The organism is Calidifontibacter terrae, from assembly GCF_054778835.1.
On sequence record NZ_BAAGZF010000002.1, the window covers coordinates 612,445 to 631,700 of the forward strand.

Below are 19,256 nucleotides of genomic sequence, written 5' to 3' on the forward strand. Positions count from 1 at the left end.
GACTTCACGGGTGCCTTTGCAGATTTTCGACACCGCCACCCGTGAGTTGCGCGACTTCGAGCCGCGCCGACCCGGCCAGGTGGGAATCTACATTTGTGGGCTCACCACGCAGGGGTCTCCGCATATCGGCCACGTTCGGTTCACCGTGGCGTTCGACATCTTGCGCCGCTGGCTGACGACCGGCCATGGCTATCACGTCACGTTGGTGCGCAACGTCACCGATATCGACGACAAGATCCTGAACAAGTCGGCCGACCACGGCGTGCCGTGGCAGGAATGGTCCTACACCCACGAGCGCGAGACCAACGACGCGCTCGATCTGCTGGGAGTGCAACGGCCTTCGTACGAACCGCGCGCCACCGGCCACGTCACCGACATGGTCGACCTGATGAACGTCCTGATCGAAAAGGGCCACGCCTACCCAGCCGCCGATGGCAGTGGCGACGTCTATTTCGACGTGCAGTCCTGGGACGACTACGGCAGCCTGACCCGGCAGAAGCTCGATGACATGGAGCCGGCCGGTGACGCCGATCCGCGCGGCAAGCGCGATCCGCGGGATTTCGCCCTCTGGAAGGGCCACAAGGCCGGGGAACCGGAGTCGGCCGCCTGGCCGACGCCGTACGGCAGTGGTCGCCCCGGCTGGCACCTCGAGTGCTCCGCCATGGCCCGCCGCTGGCTCGGCGATGAGTTCGACATCCACGGCGGTGGCATAGACCTGCGCTTCCCGCACCACGAGAACGAGCAGGCGCAATCGCGGGCGGCCGGGCTGGGCTTCGCCCGGTATTGGATGCACAACGGGTGGGTGACTCTCGGCGGCGAGAAGATGAGCAAGTCACTGGGCAACACCCTCGCCGTCGGTGAGATCACCAAGTCCGTCCGCCCGTTGGTGCTGCGCTATTACCTCGGCAGCGTCCACTACCGCGCAACGATCGAATATCACGAGGGTTCGCTCGACGAGGCGGCTGCCGCGGTCGACCGGATCGAAGGATTCCTGGGTCGGGCTCTACCCCAGGGGCCGAATGAGTCCCTCGAGGTGCCAACGGAATTCGCGGCTGCGATGGACGACGACCTCAACGTATCCGGTGCGCTGGCGGTGGTCTTCGAGGCCATTCGCGAGGGCAACACCGCGCTCGACGAGGGCGACGACGACCGCGCCGAACGCAAGGCGCTGGAGGTCGTGGCGATGACCGCGGTCCTCGGCGTGAACCCCTTCGACCCGCAGTGGGCCAACGGCGGTGACACTGGTGCAACCGACTCGTTGGGCGCCGTCGTCGAGCTGCTTCTCGGCCACCGCAAACAGGCCCGGGCGAGCCGTGATTTCGCCGCAGCAGACGCGATCCGCGACCAGCTGGCCGACGCCGGCATCGCGGTCGAAGACACCACAGACGGTGCGCGCTGGTCGTTGATGACGACCGCCGAACGCACCGCTCGAACGAAGGACTGACACATGCCCGGCAATTCCCAGCGTCGCGGAGCCGTCCGCAAGACGGGCTCCAAGAAGGGCCAGGTCGTCGGCAGCGGCGGCCAGCGTCGTCGCGGTCTCGAGGGCAAGGGCCCCACGCCCAAGGCCAGCGATCGCCCCTATCACAAGGCCCACAAGAGCGCCGAGCGCGCGTCGAAGTCGGCACCCCGCAAGGCAGCCAACGCGCGCCGCGGCAAGGCGTCGTCGGAGGTCATCGCCGGCCGCAACTCGGTCGTCGAGGCGCTGCGCGAGCACGTTCCAGCAACGACCCTCTATGTCGCCGGGCGGATCGATTCCGACGACCGGGTCAGGGAGTCGCTGAAGTTGGCGGCCGATCGGGGAATTCCGATCTTGGAGACCCCGCGCGGTGAGCTCGACCGGCTGACCGATGACGCCGTACACCAGGGTCTTGCCTTGCAGATCCCGCCGTACGAATACGCCCACCCCTCCGACCTGATCGACCCCGAAACACCCGGCGTTCCGCTGATCGTTGCGCTCGACGGCATCACTGATCCGCGCAACCTCGGCGCGATCATCCGCTCCGTCGGCGCGTTCGGCGGCCACGGTGTGGTTGTGCCCGAACGGCGTTCGGCCGGCATGACGGCCGCGGCGTGGAAGACCTCGGCCGGCGCGGCCGCGCGGGTTCCGGTGGCCAAGGCCGGAAACTTGACCCGGGCGCTGGAGGAATACCGCAAGGCGGGCTTCTTCGTTATCGGCCTCGACATGGATGGTGACGTCGAATTGCCCTCGCTGGAACTGGCCAACGAGCCGCTCGTGGTCGTTGTCGGGTCCGAGGGCAAGGGTCTGTCGCGATTGGTCGCGCAGACCTGTGATCAGATCGTGTCGGTGCCGATGAGCTCGGCGACCGAGTCGTTGAACGCCGGTATCGCGGCCTCGGTGACGCTCTACCAGATCGCCACGAAGCGCGCCGCCCGCTGAATCGGGCCGTGCCGATCACCCGCGCGAGGTTCGGGCTTTCCTAAGCTGGGGTCAACACGCCGGGGCTCACCGGTGGGACACACGGCGATACGTCGCCGCCAGGAGGGAAAAATGAGTAACTACGGTTCGCCGCAGGACCCGAATCAGCCGTACGACCCCAACCAGCCCTACGGTCAGCCGCAGCAAGGTGGCGAATACGGCCAGCAGCAGCCCGGCCAGTACGGCCAGCCGGACTACGGCCAGCAGGGTGGCGACTACGGCAAGCCGCAGCAGGGTGGCCAATATGGCGCTGCCCCGCAGTACGACCCGTCGCAGGCCGGCTACCAGGGCCAGGTCCCGGTGCAGGAAAACCAGAAGGCCAAGATCGGCTTCTACCTGAGCATTGCCGGCATCTGCTGCGGCATCCTGGCCATCGCCGGGATCGTGCTCGGTGTGATGGCCAAGTCCGAGATCAAGGCGTCCAACGGCCAGCAGACCGGTGAGAAGAAGGCCAACCAGGCCATCATCATCGGCGTGGTCATGTTGGTGCTCGGCGTCATCGGCAACATCGTGTACTACACCTCGCGCTGACCCAGCAGAACCACGAAGCGCCCGGTCCATCGGACCGGGCGCTTCGGCTATCTGTCAACAGCTCACGGGGCGAGCGCAGCCCCGAACGGCAGGTTGCGCACCACGGTGAAGACCAGCACGACGACCAGGATCGCGATGTCCAGACGGTGCCCCGGCGCGTACGACAGCCACGCTCGTTGCGACCCGCGAATCCGATCGCGCATGACTGAACACCACCAGAGAACTAGCACCGGCAACAGCACCAGACTCAAGGCGTTGCTTGATGCCGCGGCGGAGAAATGGAAGTTGGTCAGGTCGTTCACTCCGCGCAACCCACCACACAGCGGGCAGTAGACGCCGAACAGCAGCAGCGAGGGACATTTGCCCCAACTTCCGCTCTGATGTGGGTCGTGCAGGTGCAGCGCAAGGGTGCTCGTGGCGACAATGCCGCCGAGCAGCAACGAGGGTCCCACCCGGCGTGACAGGGGTCGGGGGTCGCGCACCTCGTCGTGGTGCGTCGGACGTTCGATGGTCGTCACCACTCCAGAGTAGGTGGGATCATGAGCGCGACACACCGAAGGAGGACGATGACCGTGGATCAGCCACCCCGGGCCGCCCGGCCGCGCGCGGGCGTCTTCGTGGTCCACTCCGATGTCGACGCGGGATGGTCGCCGAGTCAGTCTCGCGGGCGTCGGATGATCAGGCCGACCACCATCGGTGCCGGGATCGTCGGTGCAAGTTTGTTGCTTCATGCCGTGGATCCGCGGTCGCCGGGGCACTACCCGACCTGCCCCTTCCTCGCGCTGACCGGCTTCTACTGCCCCGGTTGCGGCGCGCTGCGCGCAATCGCGTCGCTGACCCACGGCGACCTGCCGGCCGCGGCCGGTTTCAACCCGATGGCCGTCGTGGCGATCGCCGGTCTGCTCGTGGTGTTCGGGCGCTGGACGCTTCGGCAATGGCGTGGGGAACCGAAGCGCACCCTGGCTCGTCCATGGGTGACCAGCGCGCTGGCGCTGGTGATTCTTGTGTTCTGGGTGGCGCGCAACATCCCGGGGTGGACTTGGTTGTCCCCAGCCTGACCTCCGGCGCCCACTTAGAATCGTCCGACCGTCCACAATCGCAGGGGAATCATCCAGATGAGTACCAACGATCCCTACGGGTCGCCGCAGTACGGCCAGAACGATCCGTACGGCCAGAAGCCGGAGACCGATCCGTACGGTCCGACGCAGTCGTACGGCCAGCAGGGGCAGCCGGAATACGGTCAGCCGCAGTACGGCCAGCAATATGGTCAGCCGCAGTACGGCCAGCAGGCGCCCTACGGCCAACAGCAGCAGCCCTATTACGGACAGTCCAGCCCGTACGGCTATCCGAAAACGCCCGCCGGTCCGCCGCCGAACAACTACTTGGTGTGGGCGATCTTGTCGACCGTGCTGTGTTGTTTGCCGTTGGGGATCGTCTCGGTGGTGTTCTCGACGCAGGTCAATTCGAAGTGGTCCCTGGGCGATGTGCAGGGCGCCCATGAATCCGCCCGTAAGGCGAAGTTGTGGGCCATCGCCTCGGCAATCGTTTCGCTGGTAGTGGGCGTGCTCTACGTCGGCATCCTGCTCATCATCGCCACCAACTCTTCCTCCAGCTCGACCTACTGAACCCGAAGGAATCGACAATGTCTCAGGACTACCCGCAGGACAACAACCAGGGCTACGACCCGAAGCAGGCCTACGACCAGCAGCAGGGTTACGACCAGCAGCAGGGTTACGACCAGCAGCAGGGTTACGACCCGATGCAGCAGCCGCAGGAGAACTACGGCTCCGGCCCGCAGAACGACAGCTTCTTCATCAACACGATGGGCACCGAGCAGGGCCCGGTCAGCTACGGCCAGTTGCAGCAGATGGCCTCCGCCGGTCAGCTCAAGCCGGAGACCCTGGTGCGTTCCGCCAGCGGCGGCAACCCGTTCCAGGCCAAGCAGGTTCCCGGCGTCTTCTCCGACAAGGAGTGGATGATGGCGCTGATCCTGTCGCTGGTGCTGGGTGGGCTCGGTGTCGACCGCTTCTACCTCGGCTACACCGGCCTCGGGGTGCTGAAGCTGATCACCCTCGGCGGCTGTGGCATCTGGTCGCTCATTGACCTCATTCTGATCGCCATGCGCAAGCTGCCCGACGCCGACGGTCGGGCCCTGAGCTGACCGTTACCGCGGCGCGCGCGCCCGCCCCGGCCCTCATGCAGGCTGCCGGGGCGGGCGTCCTGCTGTCCGCAGCACTCTGGTTGCGACCCGGCGCGGTGATGCACGGACCCACGACCTGCCCCTTCCTCCTGCTCACCGGTTTGCCCTGCCCGACCTGCGGAATGACTCGCGCCTGGACTTTGATCGGTCACGGCCGCTTCACCGAAGCGATGACGTTCAACCCGCTGACCCCGCTGGTGATGGCGCTCGCCGCCCTGTGGTGCGTCGCCGCCGGGGTCGCCTGGGCGCGCGGGGAGTCGCCGCCGCGATGGTTGCGGCGCGTGGCGTTCCCAGTGGCGGCCATCATTGTTGGCGTCTACGGCGTCATCCGGATCGTGCTGGTGGCGACCGGCCGCTGGCAGTGGGTGGGTTAGCCGCGAAAGTGGTTGCTATCGCGACCAAAAACGTTGACTACGGGTGTGGTTGGGCGCGGACCGGAAGTTCCTGAGTGTCGACGCCGACCACCGATTTCTCATCAGGTTTGGCGGGCAGCACGTGGTCGACGTAGTCCTTGGCAGCGACCTCGATGGTGACGTCGTGTTGGGCCCGTTCAGACATGTACCAACGGTGTTCGAGCACCTCGTGGAACAGCTCGGCCGGCTCGAGTTTGGCGCGCATCGCCGGGGGCACCGACCGGGTGATCGGCTCGTAGATCCGGGTCAGCCAGTCGTGGGCCACCACGTCTTCGTCATCGTTCTGCCGGTCCTGGCTGGCGCGGAAGGAGTCGAGGTCGTTCAGCAGGCGGCGCGCCTGATTGTCCTCGACCTCCAGACCGGTCAGGCGCAGCATGCGCCGACTGTGGTGGCCGGCGTCGACCACCTTCGGCTGAATCGAAACGCTGGTGCCGTCGAAGTCGGTGGTGATGTCGAGTTCGCCGACATCGAAACCGAGCTCGTTGAGGGTTCGGATGCGCTCCTCGACTCGCCACCGTTGGTCCATCTGGAAACTCTCGAGCTCCGTCAGCGCGCCCCACAGGTCGTCGTAGCGGCGCAGGATCTGCTCGGACAACTCGACAGGATCCAGTTCTTCGTCCAGGTAGCCGCCGGCCTGCAGGTCCATCAGTTCGCCGGCGATGTTCACTCGCGCAATATCGAGGTCGTGATCGCGTTGGCCGCGGCTGAGTTCGTTGCGAAGTTCACCGGTCTCGGCGTCGACCAGGTAGGCGGCGAACGAGCCCGCATTCCGTTTGAACAGGGTGTTCGACAACGACACATCACCCCACCAGAACCCCACGAGGTGCAGGCGTACGAGCAGGATCGCCAGCGCATCCACCAAGCGGGTGACCGACTCCTCGCTCAATGTCTGACTCAGCATCGCGCGATAGGGCAACGAGAATTGCAGGTGGCGGGTCAGCAGGCAGGCGTCCAGCGGGGTGCCGTCGGCGGCGGTCCGGCCGCTGACGACCCCGACGGCCTCGACGCAGGGCTGGTCGAGGCGGCGCAGCGCGCGCAGCATGTCGTATTCGCGGCGGGCGATGTCAGCCTTGATTTCCTTGACCGCGATGATCCGGCCCTCGAGGCGTACGAAGCGCACGACGTGGCGCGAAATGCCGCGCGGCAGCGCCGCGAGCAAGTCGTCCGGCCACTCTTCCAGTGGGGTCGACCACGGCAGATCCAACAGTGCCGGCCACGGGCGTCCCGCGGTGATGTCGAGTGCCATTCCTTCATCGTGGCAGAACTGCGGCGGTCTCCCAAGGTCTTCACACGACGACGCCGCCGCCCAGTTGGGCGACGGCGTCGTGGGCGGTGTTGCGTCAGTCGTTGATCCGGTCGCCCGAGGTGACGTCGAACAGGTGGATGTGTTCCTGCTTCGGGGTGAAGTGGATGGTCTCACCCTTCATCGGAACGTTGCGGCCGTCGACGCGTGCGACGATCGGCCGGTCGGTGGCCGACGGGTTGGTTCCGGCGAGGTGGCCGTAGATGTAGGCGTCAGCGCCGAGTTCCTCGACGACGTCGACCTCGACACCCAGACCCTCGTTGGTGCTCGACGGAACAAGATCCTCCGGGCGAACGCCGACGGTCACCTTGCTGCCCGAAGACTTGGCCAGCGTGTCGCGGTCGATCGGGTGGATCGCGCTACCGAACTTCACGCCGTCGTCAACGACGTCCATGTCGACCAGGTTCATCGACGGCGAGCCGATGAAGCCGGCGACGAACACGTTGTCCGGGTGGTCGTACATCCGCCGCGGGGTGTCGACCTGCTGCAAGAGACCGTCCTTGAGGACCGCAACGCGGTCACCCATCGTCATGGCCTCGACCTGGTCGTGGGTCACGTAGACGGTGGTGGTGCCCAGTCGGCGCTGCAACGAGGCGATCTGGGTGCGGGTCTGCACGCGCAGCTTCGCGTCCAGGTTCGACAACGGCTCATCCATCAAGAAGACCTGGGGGGAGCGGACGATCGCACGACCCATGGCGACGCGCTGCCGCTGACCACCCGAGAGTGCCTTCGGCTTGCGGTCGAGGTATTGCTCGAGGTCCAGGATCTTCGCGGCCTCGGCGACACGCTTCTTGATCTCGTCCTTGGAGATACCGGCGATCTTGAGGGCGAAGCCCATGTTGTCGCCGACGGTCATGTGCGGGTAGAGCGCGTAGTTCTGGAAGACCATGGCGACGTCGCGGTCCTTGGGGGACAGGTTCGTGACGTCTTTGTCACCGATCAGGATTCTGCCGGAGTTGACCTCTTCGAGCCCGGCGAGCATCCGCAGCGAGGTGGACTTTCCGCAGCCGGACGGGCCGACCAACACCAGGAACTCGCCGTCGGCGATGTCGATGTTCAGCGAGTCGACGCTGGGGGTAGTGGCGCCCGGGTAAACACGGGTTGCCTTGTCAAAAGTGACCGTAGCCATGGTGAATCTCCTCCACCGGCAGGAACGTGCCGGACGATCCGTTGTAAAGGGGGTGAACAGCAGGACGACAGCAGGTTGCTGTTGCCCACGTCACATCATGCCCCACCGCGCGCTCGGTTGAGAACGTCTCCCCAGCCCGTTAGATGACGTTCCTGTCACGGAGCTTGCAAGTTCTTGCATAATCTGTGGCGGGACTGTCATAGTGGCGAACATCACAGTTGGGGTCATCGTCGATCCCGAACCCAAGGAGACACTTTGATGAAGCGCACCCTCACCGTCGCCCTGGCCGGCTCGGCCCTGGTCCTGTCCGGTTGTGGTGGTGGCTCGAGCAACAGTTCGAGCTCGACCAACACGTCGTCCACCTCAGGTGCGACCGGCAGCAGCACCTCCGCGTCGACCTCGGCCGCTGCCGCAACGACCCTGAGCACCGACAAGCCGCAGCGCGACGCCAACGCCGACCTGGTCATCTGGGCCGACGGCACCACCGCTCCGGTCGTCCAGAAGCTGGCCGACCAGTTCGCCACCAAGAACGGCGTCAAGGTGTCGGTGCAGATCGCCACCGACGTGCGTGGGCAGTTCAACACCGCGTTCAAGGCCAACCAGGCGCCCGACGTCATCATCGGCGCCCACGACTGGATGGGTGAGCTCGTCGCCAACGGCTCGATCGCCCCGCTCCAGGTTCCCGCCGCCGTGAAGGCCGGCTTCAACAAGAACGCCGTCGCGGCCACCGAGTTCAACGGCCAGACCTACGCCGTTCCCTACGGCGTGGAGAACCTCGCGCTGGTGCGCAACACAGCGCTGGCGCCGACCGCGCCGAAGACCCTCGATGACCTGATCAAGGACGGCACCGCCTGTGTGACCGCCAAGAAGTGCTCGGTCATTCTGAGCAACCAGGTGGGCAAGAAGGGCAACGCCTACAACGCCTACCCGTTCCTCTCGGCGTTCGGTGGTGGCTACTTCGGCACCAAGGCCAACGGCGACTACGACCCGAACAAGCTGACCGTCGACTCGCCCCAGTCGCTCAAGGGCGCCGAGCTGCTCGCGAAGCTGGGCAAGGACAAGGTCCTGTCGACCAACATCGACGACACCAACTCCGACACCCTGTTCGCCTCGGGCAAGACCGCCTTCGAGATCACCGGCCCGTGGTCGATCCCGGCGTTCAAGAAGGCCGGCATCAAGTACTCCGTCGACCCGCTGCCCACCGTCACCGGTGGCGGCGCGATGGTGCCCTTCCTCGGTGTCCAGCAGTTCTACGTTTCGTCCAAGGCCAAGAACGCCACGGTCGCCCAGCAGTTCGTCACGAACTTCATGACGACCAAGGACGCTCAGGTTGCGATGTTCCAGGTTGGCCAGCGTCCGCCGGCACTGACCGCTGCGTACGACCAGGTCGTCGGCACCGATGCCGACGTCAAGGCGTGGGCCGCTGCGGGCAAGGACGGCAAGCTCATGCCGAACATCCCGGCGATGAACGCTGTATGGGGTCCGCTGGGCCAGGCCGAGGCCGACGTGGTCTCGGGCAAGTCCCAGCCGGGCGCTCGGTTCAAGCAGGCCGCGACCGAGATCGCGACCGCGATCAAATCCGGTTCCTGATCCGCAAAAGTTGATCGCGCACAAGCGCTGATCACCGATGGTGGGTCCCGAGACCGGGACCCACCATCGGCCGCCGGCGGCAGGATCGGCCGCGTCGTACCCCCGTTTCGTCCGCTCCCTCGGAGGCTGCCTTGCCGACAACGTCGTCGACCCCCGATCTGGATTCGACCGTCACTTCGAACCCGATCAGCCTGCAAACGTCCACCCCCTGGTGGGCCCACACGATCAAGTGGGGGCTGATCGCGGCCACCGTGCTGCTGTGTGTGTACGTCTCCACCAAGCTCGCCGACCAGGGCTACACCGCGTGGGTCGTTGTCGTCGCGTTCATGGCGCTGATCGTGCTGGCGGTCTACGGCACCAAACGTGCGGTTCCGCTGAAATACCTGCTGCCCGGTCTCGTACTGCTGCTCGGTCTGCAGGTCTGGCCGATCGTCTACACCGCGGCGACTGCGTTCACCAACTACGGGCAGGGTCACATCGCCTCCAAAGAGGACGCGACGGCGCAAGACATCGCCTACTCGGTCAAGCAGGTTGCCGGCTCCAAGCCGTACGGTCTGGCCGTCGCGGTCAAACAGGGCGAACCGCTGACCACCGGACCCCTGCTGTTCCTGCTGACCGACCCCCAGGGCAAGAACTTCGTCGGCGATGCCAACGGACTCAAGCCGCTGACCGGCGATGTCAAGGTCGAGCTGGGCTCGATCAGTTCTGCGCCGGGCTACACCATCTTGAATTTGAAGCAGGCAAACCAGCGCAGCAAGGAGCTGAACCAGCTCGCGGTGCCCACGGCCAACGGTGGCGGCATCAAGGCCAGCGGCATCTCGCTGGCATTCGAGGGCCGTCCCACCCTGGTGTGGGACAAGAAGGCCAACACGATGACCGATTCCGACACCAAGAAGGTCTACGTCGTCAAGAACGCCGAGTGGGTCCCGAAGGACGGCAAGGGTGACTCGCTGCCGGTGGGGTGGAAGGAAAACGTCGGTTTCAAGAACTTCCAGACCGTCATCAACGACCCGACCTATCGGACCGGCTTCCTGAAGACCTTCGTCTGGAACGTCTTGTTCGCCGCCGGTTCGGTGATCAGCACCTTCTTGATGGGCATGCTGCTCGCGCTCCTGCTCAACGATGCGCGGATCAAGGGGCGCAGCTTTTATCGATCGCTGTTGATCCTTCCCTACGCGATCCCGGTGTTCGTTTCTGCGCTGGTCTGGGCCTCGATGTTCAACCAGCAGTTCGGGCTGATCAACAACCTGACCGGGCTGAACATCGACTGGTTCGGAACCACCTGGGGCGCGCGCACGGCGGTATTGCTCACCAACCTCTGGCTTGGTTTCCCCTACATGTTCATCGTCTGCACCGGCGCGTTGCAGTCGATTCCGGGCGATGTACTGGAAGCGGCGAAGATCGACGGCGCGGGCCCGATCCGAACCCTGCGGTCGATCATCATGCCGCTGCTGCTGGTGGCCGTCGGGCCGCTGCTGATCGCATCGTTCGCGTTCAACTTCAACAACTTCGGACTGATCTATCTGCTCACCGGTGGTGGGCCGTTCAACTCCGGCAACGCGCAATTCGGGTCGACCGACTTGCTGATCAACCTCGCCTACCGGTTCGCGATCAACGGGTCGCGCCCCGACTACGGCCTCGCGTCGGCGCTGGCGATCATCATCTTCTTCATCGTCGCGCTCATCAACATTCCCGGATTCATGCGCTCAAAGGCCCTTGAGGAGGTCAACTGATGACTGCGATCCCCGGCTCCGGTGGAATCATCCCGCCGGCGGAAGGCGTTGAACCCGAAGCGTTCGCCGACGCCCCCAAGGCTCCGCGTCGCGCAGGCGGCTTCGGCAAAGTGTGGTGGCGTCACGCGCTGGCCTTGCTGGCGCTGTTCTTCGCGATCTTCCCGATCCTGTTCGTGCTGTCCGCCGCCTTGAACCCGTCAGGGTCGCTGTCGACCACCACGCTCATTCCGCGCGGAGCGACCTTCGACAACTTCCGTACGTTGTTGAACGACCCGTCGCGTCCGTTCGGCCACTGGTACAAGAACTCGCTGTTCATCGGCCTGGTGGCGGCCTTCGCCTCGACCTTCATCGGCGCGCTCGCGGCGTATGTCTTCTCCCGGATGCGGTTCCGCGGGCGCCGCGCAGGGCTGATGGCGTTGCTGCTGCTGCAGATGTTCCCGGCCCTGCTGGCCTTCGTCGGTCTCTACATCACCTTCGCCAAGGTCGGCGAGATCATGTCGCCGTTCGGGTTGAACACCGCCGGCGGCCTGATCCTGGTCTACCTGGGTGGCGCGATGGGCGGCAACGTGTGGCTCTTCAAGGGCTACTTCGACACCATCCCTAAGGAGCTCGACGAGGCGGCGCTGGTCGATGGCGCCTCGCACGCCCGCATCTTCTTCACGATGACGCTGCGTCTGGTCATGCCGATCCTCGTCACGGTCTTCATGACCGCGTTCGTGGGCGTCTTCGGCGAGTTCATGCTGGCCAGCATCTTCCTGACCGACGCCAACTCCCAGACCCTCGCCGTCGGGCTCTACCAAATGACCCAGGGCAACACGAAGAACGCGTTGTTCGGTGAGTTCGCGGCCGGCGCGTTGCTGTCGGCGTTGCCGGTTGCGGTGCTCTACCTGGTGTTCCAGCGTCAGCTGGTTGGTGGGTTGACGCAGGGCTCGGTCAAGTAGTGCGAGCTGGCTACGAGCCCATCGAACGGCAGGCGCGATGGCCAAACTGACCGAGATCGCGGCGCATGCCGGGGTCAGCGAGGCCACGGTCAGCCGAGTGTTGAACGACAAGGGCAATGTGTCGGAGACGACGCGTGCCTCTGTCCTGACCTCGGTCGACGTCCTCGGCTACGACCGGCCAGCCAAGCTGCGCCGGCGGACCGTGGGGATGATCGGGATCGTCGTCCCGGAACTGACCAACCCGGTGTTCCCTGTCATGGCGCAGGCGCTCCAATCCCGGTTCGCCGCCAACGGCTACGCCTCGGTGATCTGCACCCAAGCTCCCGGGGGAACCCAGGAGGAGGACTACGTCGAGCTGCTCCAGGAGCGCGGCGTCGCCGGCCTGGTGTTCGTCAGCGGTCGCCACGCCGACCTGAGCGCCGACACCGCGATGTATCAGGAACTGGTCGATCGCGGCCTTCCGCTCGTGACGATCAACGGGCCGCGCGACGAGCTCCTGGTGCCGTCGATCGCGACCAACGAACAGGCCGCCGTACGAATGGCGTTGGGTCATTTGCGTCAGCTCGGCCACGAACGCATCGGGTTGGCGACCGGCCAGTCCCGGTATGTCCCGAGTCGCTCCAAGCTCGCCGCATTCCGCGACCAGATCACCGAAGCCGGGCTGACGTCATACGTCGAGCAGACCTGGTTCTCTCTCGAGGGTGGCGAACTCGCCGGCCGCCGGCTGGTCGATCGTGGCGTGACGGCGGTGATCTGCGGGTCCGACCTGATGGCGTTGGGCGTCGTACGAGGCGCGGAGCAAGCTGGACTGGTGGTGCCGACCGACCTTTCGGTGATCGGCTACGACGGGTCGTTCCTGGCCCAATACGCCTCGCCGGCGCTGACGACTGTGCGGCAGAACATCGAAGGAATCACCGAAGCGACCGTTAACGCGCTCACCGAGCAGATCACCAGCCACCGCACCCCACCCGGTGAACTGCTGTTCGACCCGGAGCTGGTGGTGCGCGCGTCCACCGGGCCCGCAGCGACCGGTTCCTGATCCGCCACTGTGGCGCGGCTGTGCGATCGGTACAGCTTTCCCACTTAACGTGGGGGTATGAACGGCGACCCGCAGGACCCCACCCAGACGACGACCGGCACCCATCGGCTGCCTGTCGCGCGGGGGCGGCTGCCGCGGGCGGCCGACCCGACGGAGGTCGTTCCGCAGCAGGTCCGGCTCGGTCCGTACGTGTTGTTGGAGCAGTTGGGCGAGGGCGGCATGGGTGTCGTCCACCTCGCAAAGGCACCCAACGGTGACGATGTCGCGATCAAGGTGCTGCGCTCCCACGTCGCCTACGACTCCAAGGCCCGAGACCGGCTGCGCCGCGAGGTCGAGACCCTCTCCCGGGTGCGTGCGCCGGGGATCGCCCAGGTCGTCGACGCCGACGTCGACGGGGACCACCCCTATCTGGTCACCCAATATGTTCCGGGGCCGCCGCTCGACGAGGTCATCGACGGGCGCGGGCCGTTGGACCCTCGCCAACTTGCCGCGCTCGGTCGCGGACTGGCCGAGGCCCTGCGCGCCATCCACCGCTCCGGGGTCGTCCACCGCGATGTGAAGCCGGGCAATGTGTTGATGGTCGGTGACGAACCGGTGCTGATCGACTTCGGCATCGCCCACATCGCCGACGAATCCCGCCTGACCCAGACCGGCTTGGTGATGGGCACCCCCGGCTACTTGTCACCGGAAATCATCGACGGCGCCGACGTCGGGGCCGCCACTGACTGGTGGGGATGGGCGGCAACGCTGGCCTACGCGGCCTCAGGCCGAGCCCCGTTCGGGAAGGGCCCGATGCCGGTCGTGCTCGACCGCGTGGCTCGCGGACAGGCCGACCTCAGTGGGGTCGACTCACGGATCCGGCCGTTGCTCGGCGCCGCCCTCTCGCCCGAGCCTGGCGATCGGCCGACCTCGGCGGAGATCCTGCAGGAGCTCGACGTGTTTGCCCGCGGCGGCACCACCGGTGCCATCGTGCAGCGCCGGGTGCCCCACCCCGCCACCACACCCTTGCACCGCAAGGCCGTACCCGTACGCCCACAGCAGCCGCCGACCGACCACCTCGCCGCTCCGGCGCAGCCAGGATGGGATCAGGGTGTTGTCGGTCGTCCGCGCGACCCACGGATCGGGCAGCCGGCCCGCAGCTGGACGTTGCTCTGCCTCGCTTTGGCCGGCGCTGGATTGGCCACGATCCTGCCGATCGTGGCCTGGGTGATGGCGTTGGGTTGGGTCTTCGCCGCGCGGTGGAACGACAAGACGATTACCTCGATGGTGTTGCGGCAGTACGCCGCTGGCAAGCGCCGCTCGGACACCGCGATCGCGTGGGCGCTGTCGCCCTGGCACGCCGTCGTGGCGGCCTTCTCGACTCTGTTGGTCGTCATTGTTCCGGCGTTCCTGGGCGCAGTCGCGGGGGTACTGACCGCCATCGCCGAGGCCGTGGGCGGGCTGACCGCGTCGGTTTATGACCGGCCACTGGCCATCGGTGTCGGCACCCTCGTCGCGCTGTGGGCATCGTGGTGGGGTCCCGGAGGCACCGCCACCCGGCGCGGGTCGCGCACCCTCGTACGAGCTATTTCGCCGAACCGGCAGATTGCGACAGGACTGGTCATCGGGTTGGCAGCGGTCGCCGTGTTGACCGCGCTGTTGGCGTTCTCCCACCTGGACTCGCCGCTGAACTGGTGGCCGTATTCCAGCGGCAACCAGGTGCCCGGAAGTGATCTGATTCCGAGCATGCCGTCGGGCTGGTGACCAAATCTTTGTTGAACAGTTGTCCACAGGGGGTTGGCCGCCCCCTCGTTCACCGGTAACGTATCGGCAGCCTCACCGGAAGCCGACACACCGATTTCCGGATAACTTCACACATTCCGTCAAATCGTTTGTGTCCAGATGCCGAGCCTCAGGACACAACCCGCAACCGCGGGTGAGGGCGGGGGACCCACTACTGACCCACCGTGGTCTTGGGGTGAAGCCGGAACCAACCGGCCGGACACCTTTCCGTCCGAACCCGACAGCTAACCCCGCAGGCATCGTCTGGAAAGGACACCCCCTTGGCATACACCCCCCGACATTCAGCTGTCCGACAGTCCATTGCGGGCCGCCGCGTTGCCGGCGTGATGATGCTCTCCGCCGCAACCGTCGGCACCGGGGCCGCCACAGCGCACTCAAGCGCCGACGCGACCACCGTCATCAAGACCGCGACCCCGTGGAACGTCTGGGACCGCGTCGCCACCTGCGAGTCGACCAACAACTGGTCGATCAACACCGGCAACAGCTTCTACGGCGGTCTGCAGTTCACCCGCTCGACCTGGACCGAGTTCGGCGGCGGCCGCTACGCCGCCCGCGCCGACCTCGCCTCCCGTGAGCAGCAGATCCTCATCGCCCAGAACGTGCTGCGGGTGCAGGGTCCGGGCGCTTGGCCGGTCTGCTCCAAGCGTGCCGGTCTGACCGTGGCCAACGGCCTCGCGGTGCAGATCGGTGGCGGTGGCAGCAGCACCCCGCCGCCCACCACGACCCAGCCGCCGACCACCACCCAGCCGCCGTCGCGTAGCACCACCCGTGGTCTGGCCGTTGACGGTGTCTTCGGTCCGAACACCACCCGCGCGGTGCAGAAGTGGGTCGGCACAGCGCAGGATGGTGCTTTCGGTCCGATCACCACCCGTGCGCTGCAGCGCAAGGTCGGGGCCTACCAGGACGGTTGGATCGGTCGCTACGCCGTGGCCAAGATCCAGACCGTGGTCGGCGCTCCGCACAACAACGCGAGCTACCTCGACCCGACGACGGTGAAGTACCTCCAGCGTTACCTCAACGCTCACGTGATGTAAGTCCGGCAAATCTTTACCGGCTCTCGCGGCTGAAACCCCCGGCGCAATCGCCGGGGGTTTCACGCATTCCGGGTGGTCAACGTGGGAGGCGAACTCGGTGGCTGCGTCGCAGCCGGCGTTTGGTGAGCGTCTCCGGGCGGCGCAAGCGGCCAGGCAGAGAGCCGAGGGTGACCCCGGAAGCGATCGACAGACCCACCAGCACCGCGCCGAACAGCGTGGAACCGCCCCGGGTCGGGTCGCTCTTGTAGGCCACCAACTCAAAGACGCCGCGGTAGACCAGCAGACCCGGCAGCAGCGGCACGATCGCCGACGTCGCCAGGGCCAATGACGGCACCCGTTGGCGGATGCCGAACAGGGTCGCGAGCGCACCGATCACCAGGGCCGCGAACATTGCCGCCCACTGCGCCGAGATGTTGTGGTCGACCAGCGTGGAGTTCACTACCCAGGCGAGCATCGACACAATGGTGGCGATGACGACCGTACGAGGGCCTGCGTAGGCAGAGACCGCGAATGCGAAGGTGATCGCTCCCGCACAAAGGACGCCGACGGCCGGGTTGCTGGAGAACTGCAGGCTCGGGGTGATCTGCATGTCGACACCGAGTTGTTCGGCGAGCGCCAGGACCCCGAGAACCCCCGCCACGATGCCGCCGGACAGCAGCAACACTTCGAACGTTCGACCGGCAGCGGTGATGTAGAACCCGTCGATGGTGTCTTGCGCCGCACCCACCGCGGCGAGCCCGGCCAGCAGCGCGACCACCCCCGAGGCCACCACGACGGAGGGTTTCATCTCCTTGAACGCATCGATCCCCAAGTTGTTGGCGAGCAGGTTGATGATCACCGCCGCGAGGGTGGGCAGAGCGGCGCCCGCGGCCTGGGCGAAGAACGCCGGCACGTTAGCGCGAGTCAGTTGGCGCACCAGCAGGTGTACGCCGGTCGTGGTGAATGCGGACAGCAGGATGAGTGGCCATTCCCCGGCCAGCAGGGCGGCAATCGCCGCGCCCATCACCGCGGAGGCGAACAACAAGATGGCCCGCGAATAGGGGTGCGGCATGTCGATGATCGAGTCGAGCCGCTCGTGGGCGGAGCCGAGCTCAAGATCACCGGTCTCTGCCTCTCGTACGAGGCGCTGCAGCTGCTCGAGGCGGGTGAAGTCCTGCTGCATCACCGCCGCGATGCGCATCACCGTGATCGGGTCGCGCTGCACTCCGCGGTGGTGGGAGATGGTGATCGAGGAGTAGGTGATGTCGACGTGGATCGACCGGACGCCGTACGCGTGGGTAAGGCGGAGTACCGCGGCGGTGACGTCGGCGGCGGAGGCACCCGTCGAGAGCATGGCTTCACCGACGCGCAGTCCCAGGTCGATGACCAGACGGACCAGGTTGTCTTCCGGGCCGCCCTCCTGGCCGCGCAGGCCGATCGGCACGGTGGGCCGGCCACCAGCGATGGCTCGCCGCGCTCGGGCGGAGAACTGACGGGGCTGCTGAGGATTGATCGGGAGCGGGCGGCGACCACCGGGGTCGGGGAACTGCTGATCGGTCACCGGCCAACTCTCCCATCGCGAACTGTGTCGCGTTCACCGGGCACGCACAGCGCAGATACATTTCCAGCGTGATCGATGCTTACCTCACCGGCCTGCTGACCGGGCTCGGCCTGATCGTGGCGATCGGAGCCCAGAACGCGTTCGTATTGCGGCAAGGCGTCCATCGTGAACACGTAGGCGTTGTGGTGGTCATCTGCGCGGTCAGCGACGCGGTGTTGATTGCGCTCGGTGTCGCAGGCGTCGGCGCGGTGGTGGCCAGTCACCCGACCGTGTTGACTGTTCTGAAGTGGCTCGGCGCCGCGTACCTGGTCTGGTTCGCCATCGGCGCGTTCCGCTCGGCGCTGCACCCCAGCGGTCTGGAAACCGGTGTCGAGCGCAAGTCGCTCACGGTTCGCTCCGTCGCGCTCACGGCGCTCGCGTTGACCTATCTCAACCCACACGTCTACCTCGACACCGTGCTGATGCTCGGCAACTTGGCCAACCAGCACGGCCACAGCGGGCGATGGTGGTTCGCCGGCGGCGCCGCAACGGGGAGCGTTTTGTGGTTCAGCGGGCTTGGCTTCGGTGCGCGCGCTGTCGCGCCGTGGATGGCGCGGCCAGGGGTGTGGCGGGCGCTCGACGTGGTGATCGGCTGCGCGATGCTGCTGGTGGCGACCCTGCTGGTTCTCGGCTGAGTTCTCCACAAGCGCCCGCTCGCGCGGCCCACGGCGGGCGCCGAACTGGCACAGTCAGGGCGTGCCGTACGCCGTCGCCCTCGCCGCCCTGACCGGGCTGGTGGTGGGCGTGCTCGTGCGGCGCCACCTAGCGGGCGGGCTCCATCGCCGGCCGGCAGACCTTGCTGTCGTTCCTCGATTTCGTTGGGTGCCAGTGGCGTTCGCCGTTGCCCTACCGGTGGTGGTGTGGCGAGTCGCGACCCTGACCTGGTGGGCTGTTCCGGCGTACGCAGTTTTAACCGTCGTCGCGGTGGCGCTCGCGGCTGTCGACAGCGATGTCCATCGCTTGCCGGATCGGCTCACCCTCGGATCGATGCCGGTGGTTGCCGCGCTGCTCATGGTGGGCTCCGCGGCAACCGGGCAGTGGACGCGGCTGGCTGTCGCGGCGGTCAGCGGCCTGGCGGTCGGTGGCCTGTTCCTGTTGCTGGCACTGGCAGCGCCCTCGGGCCTGGGTCTCGGCGACGTGAAACTCGCTGCCCTGCTCGGGGGAGCGCTCGGCTGGTTGGGCGCGCTCACCGTGGTCGCCTGGCTCTTCCAAGGATTCCTGTTCGGCGGACTCTGGGCTCTGCTGCTGGTGGTGACCCGTCGGGCGACACGACACACGCACATCGCCTTTGGCCCACCGCTGTTGCTGGGCGCAGTCACGGGCATTCTGACCGGGTGAGCACTACGGGTAAGATCGTGCCTCGGCCCCAGGGCCACTGCCGGTGTAGCTCAGTTGGTAGAGCGCCTCATTTGTAATGAGGATGTCGCGGGTTCGACTCCTGTCTCCGGCTCCACAGCCTTACCCCTCATAGGGCTTCGGCTCGGCGAGCACCTGATTCAGCGCTTCGGTGCTTGAGGGATGGGTCCAGATGCCGTTCAGCAA

The 19,256-nt window shown here is 66.3% G+C and carries 19 protein-coding genes, 1 tRNA gene and 1 riboswitch; of the genes, 16 read left to right on the plus strand and 4 right to left on the minus strand.

Going from position 1 to position 19,256, the window contains the following annotated elements; all coding sequences use genetic code 11:
* The first annotated feature begins 10 nt into the window (after nucleotides 1-10).
* From cysS to ACYU98_RS05685, 3 genes are all read left to right on the plus strand, one after another.
* On the plus strand, nucleotides 11-1,444 hold the full coding sequence (cysS, locus tag ACYU98_RS05675; RefSeq protein WP_460467218.1) for a cysteine--tRNA ligase: 1,434 nt from the start codon (nucleotides 11-13) through the stop codon (nucleotides 1,442-1,444).
* A 3-nt stretch (nucleotides 1,445-1,447) separates the two neighbouring features.
* Entirely contained in the window at nucleotides 1,448-2,401 is a 954-nt protein-coding gene (rlmB, locus tag ACYU98_RS05680) for a 23S rRNA (guanosine(2251)-2'-O)-methyltransferase RlmB (RefSeq protein WP_460467219.1), read from the plus strand.
* Between the two features lie 111 nt (nucleotides 2,402-2,512).
* Complete coding sequence (locus ACYU98_RS05685) at nucleotides 2,513-2,971, plus strand: DUF4190 domain-containing protein (protein WP_460467220.1); 459 nt, start codon at nucleotides 2,513-2,515, stop codon at nucleotides 2,969-2,971.
* Between the two features lie 62 nt (nucleotides 2,972-3,033).
* On the opposite strand, the gene ACYU98_RS05690 is transcribed toward ACYU98_RS05685, so the two are convergent.
* On the minus strand, nucleotides 3,034-3,489 hold the full coding sequence (locus ACYU98_RS05690) for a DUF2752 domain-containing protein (RefSeq protein WP_460467221.1): 456 nt from the start codon (nucleotides 3,487-3,489) through the stop codon (nucleotides 3,034-3,036).
* Between the two features lie 54 nt (nucleotides 3,490-3,543).
* Between ACYU98_RS05690 and ACYU98_RS05695 the strand changes: the two genes are divergently transcribed.
* Genes ACYU98_RS05695 through ACYU98_RS05710 form a run of 4 tightly spaced genes read left to right on the plus strand, consistent with a single transcriptional unit; the run spans nucleotide 3,544 to nucleotide 5,545 of the window.
* On the plus strand, nucleotides 3,544-4,029 hold the full coding sequence (locus tag ACYU98_RS05695) for a DUF2752 domain-containing protein (protein ID WP_460467222.1): 486 nt from the start codon (nucleotides 3,544-3,546) through the stop codon (nucleotides 4,027-4,029).
* A gap of 57 nt (nucleotides 4,030-4,086) precedes the next feature.
* Nucleotides 4,087-4,596, plus strand: coding sequence for a CD225/dispanin family protein (locus ACYU98_RS05700; RefSeq protein WP_460467223.1), 510 nt, complete (start codon nucleotides 4,087-4,089; stop codon nucleotides 4,594-4,596).
* A 17-nt stretch (nucleotides 4,597-4,613) separates the two neighbouring features.
* Nucleotides 4,614-5,132: an NINE protein gene (locus ACYU98_RS05705; RefSeq protein ID WP_460467224.1), complete on the plus strand. Its 519-nt coding sequence runs from the start codon at nucleotides 4,614-4,616 to the stop codon at nucleotides 5,130-5,132.
* 35 nt (nucleotides 5,133-5,167) lie between these two features.
* Complete coding sequence (locus tag ACYU98_RS05710; protein WP_460467225.1) at nucleotides 5,168-5,545, plus strand: DUF2752 domain-containing protein; 378 nt, start codon at nucleotides 5,168-5,170, stop codon at nucleotides 5,543-5,545.
* A 37-nt stretch (nucleotides 5,546-5,582) separates the two neighbouring features.
* Here the strand turns inward: ACYU98_RS05710 and ACYU98_RS05715 are convergent, their stop codons facing one another.
* Both ACYU98_RS05715 and ACYU98_RS05720 read right to left on the minus strand, forming a co-directional pair.
* Nucleotides 5,583-6,830, minus strand: a complete 1,248-nt coding sequence (locus ACYU98_RS05715; RefSeq protein WP_460467226.1) for a DUF4032 domain-containing protein — start codon at nucleotides 6,828-6,830, stop codon at nucleotides 5,583-5,585.
* Nucleotides 6,831-6,924: 94 nt separating this feature from the next.
* Nucleotides 6,925-8,016: an ABC transporter ATP-binding protein gene (locus ACYU98_RS05720; protein WP_460467227.1), complete on the minus strand. Its 1,092-nt coding sequence runs from the start codon at nucleotides 8,014-8,016 to the stop codon at nucleotides 6,925-6,927.
* A gap of 258 nt (nucleotides 8,017-8,274) precedes the next feature.
* Between ACYU98_RS05720 and ACYU98_RS05725 the strand changes: the two genes are divergently transcribed.
* The 6 genes from ACYU98_RS05725 (at nucleotide 8,275) to ACYU98_RS05750 (ending at nucleotide 16,135) form a co-directional block, all read left to right on the plus strand.
* A complete protein-coding gene (locus ACYU98_RS05725; protein ID WP_460467228.1) occupies nucleotides 8,275-9,606 on the plus strand; it encodes a sugar ABC transporter substrate-binding protein in 1,332 nt (443 codons plus the stop codon).
* A gap of 131 nt (nucleotides 9,607-9,737) precedes the next feature.
* Entirely contained in the window at nucleotides 9,738-11,339 is a 1,602-nt protein-coding gene (locus ACYU98_RS05730) for an ABC transporter permease subunit (RefSeq protein ID WP_460467229.1), read from the plus strand.
* Complete coding sequence (locus ACYU98_RS05735) at nucleotides 11,339-12,280, plus strand: sugar ABC transporter permease (protein ID WP_460467230.1); 942 nt, start codon at nucleotides 11,339-11,341, stop codon at nucleotides 12,278-12,280. The genes ACYU98_RS05730 and ACYU98_RS05735 overlap by 1 nt, the downstream gene beginning before the upstream one ends.
* A 37-nt stretch (nucleotides 12,281-12,317) precedes the next feature.
* Nucleotides 12,318-13,319 carry a LacI family DNA-binding transcriptional regulator gene (locus ACYU98_RS05740; protein ID WP_460467231.1) on the plus strand — a complete coding sequence of 334 codons (1,002 nt, stop codon included), beginning with the start codon at nucleotides 12,318-12,320 and terminating at the stop codon, nucleotides 13,317-13,319.
* 57 nt (nucleotides 13,320-13,376) lie between these two features.
* Nucleotides 13,377-15,062: a serine/threonine-protein kinase gene (locus ACYU98_RS05745; RefSeq protein ID WP_460467232.1), complete on the plus strand. Its 1,686-nt coding sequence runs from the start codon at nucleotides 13,377-13,379 to the stop codon at nucleotides 15,060-15,062.
* 129 nt (nucleotides 15,063-15,191) lie between these two features.
* A riboswitch (cyclic di-AMP (ydaO/yuaA leader) is annotated at nucleotides 15,192-15,355 on the plus strand.
* Between the two features lie 6 nt (nucleotides 15,356-15,361).
* Nucleotides 15,362-16,135, plus strand: a complete 774-nt coding sequence (locus ACYU98_RS05750; RefSeq protein WP_460467233.1) for a transglycosylase family protein — start codon at nucleotides 15,362-15,364, stop codon at nucleotides 16,133-16,135.
* Nucleotides 16,136-16,211: 76 nt separating this feature from the next.
* Here ACYU98_RS05750 and ACYU98_RS05755 read toward each other — a convergent pair whose 3' ends face one another.
* Nucleotides 16,212-17,675 carry a threonine/serine exporter family protein gene (locus tag ACYU98_RS05755; RefSeq protein ID WP_460467234.1) on the minus strand — a complete coding sequence of 488 codons (1,464 nt, stop codon included), beginning with the start codon at nucleotides 17,673-17,675 and terminating at the stop codon, nucleotides 16,212-16,214.
* Nucleotides 17,676-17,746: 71 nt separating this feature from the next.
* Here ACYU98_RS05755 and ACYU98_RS05760 point away from each other — a divergent pair, with 71 nt between their 5' ends.
* From ACYU98_RS05760 to ACYU98_RS05770, 3 genes are all read left to right on the plus strand, one after another.
* Nucleotides 17,747-18,349 (plus strand): LysE/ArgO family amino acid transporter, encoded by a 603-nt coding sequence (locus ACYU98_RS05760; protein ID WP_460467417.1) that lies wholly within the window; start codon nucleotides 17,747-17,749, stop codon nucleotides 18,347-18,349.
* A 61-nt stretch (nucleotides 18,350-18,410) separates the two neighbouring features.
* Nucleotides 18,411-19,052, plus strand: a complete 642-nt coding sequence (locus tag ACYU98_RS05765) for a prepilin peptidase (RefSeq protein WP_460467235.1) — start codon at nucleotides 18,411-18,413, stop codon at nucleotides 19,050-19,052.
* A 39-nt stretch (nucleotides 19,053-19,091) separates the two neighbouring features.
* A tRNA-Thr gene (locus tag ACYU98_RS05770) sits at nucleotides 19,092-19,167 on the plus strand.
* Nucleotides 19,168-19,256: the final 89 nt, after the last annotated feature.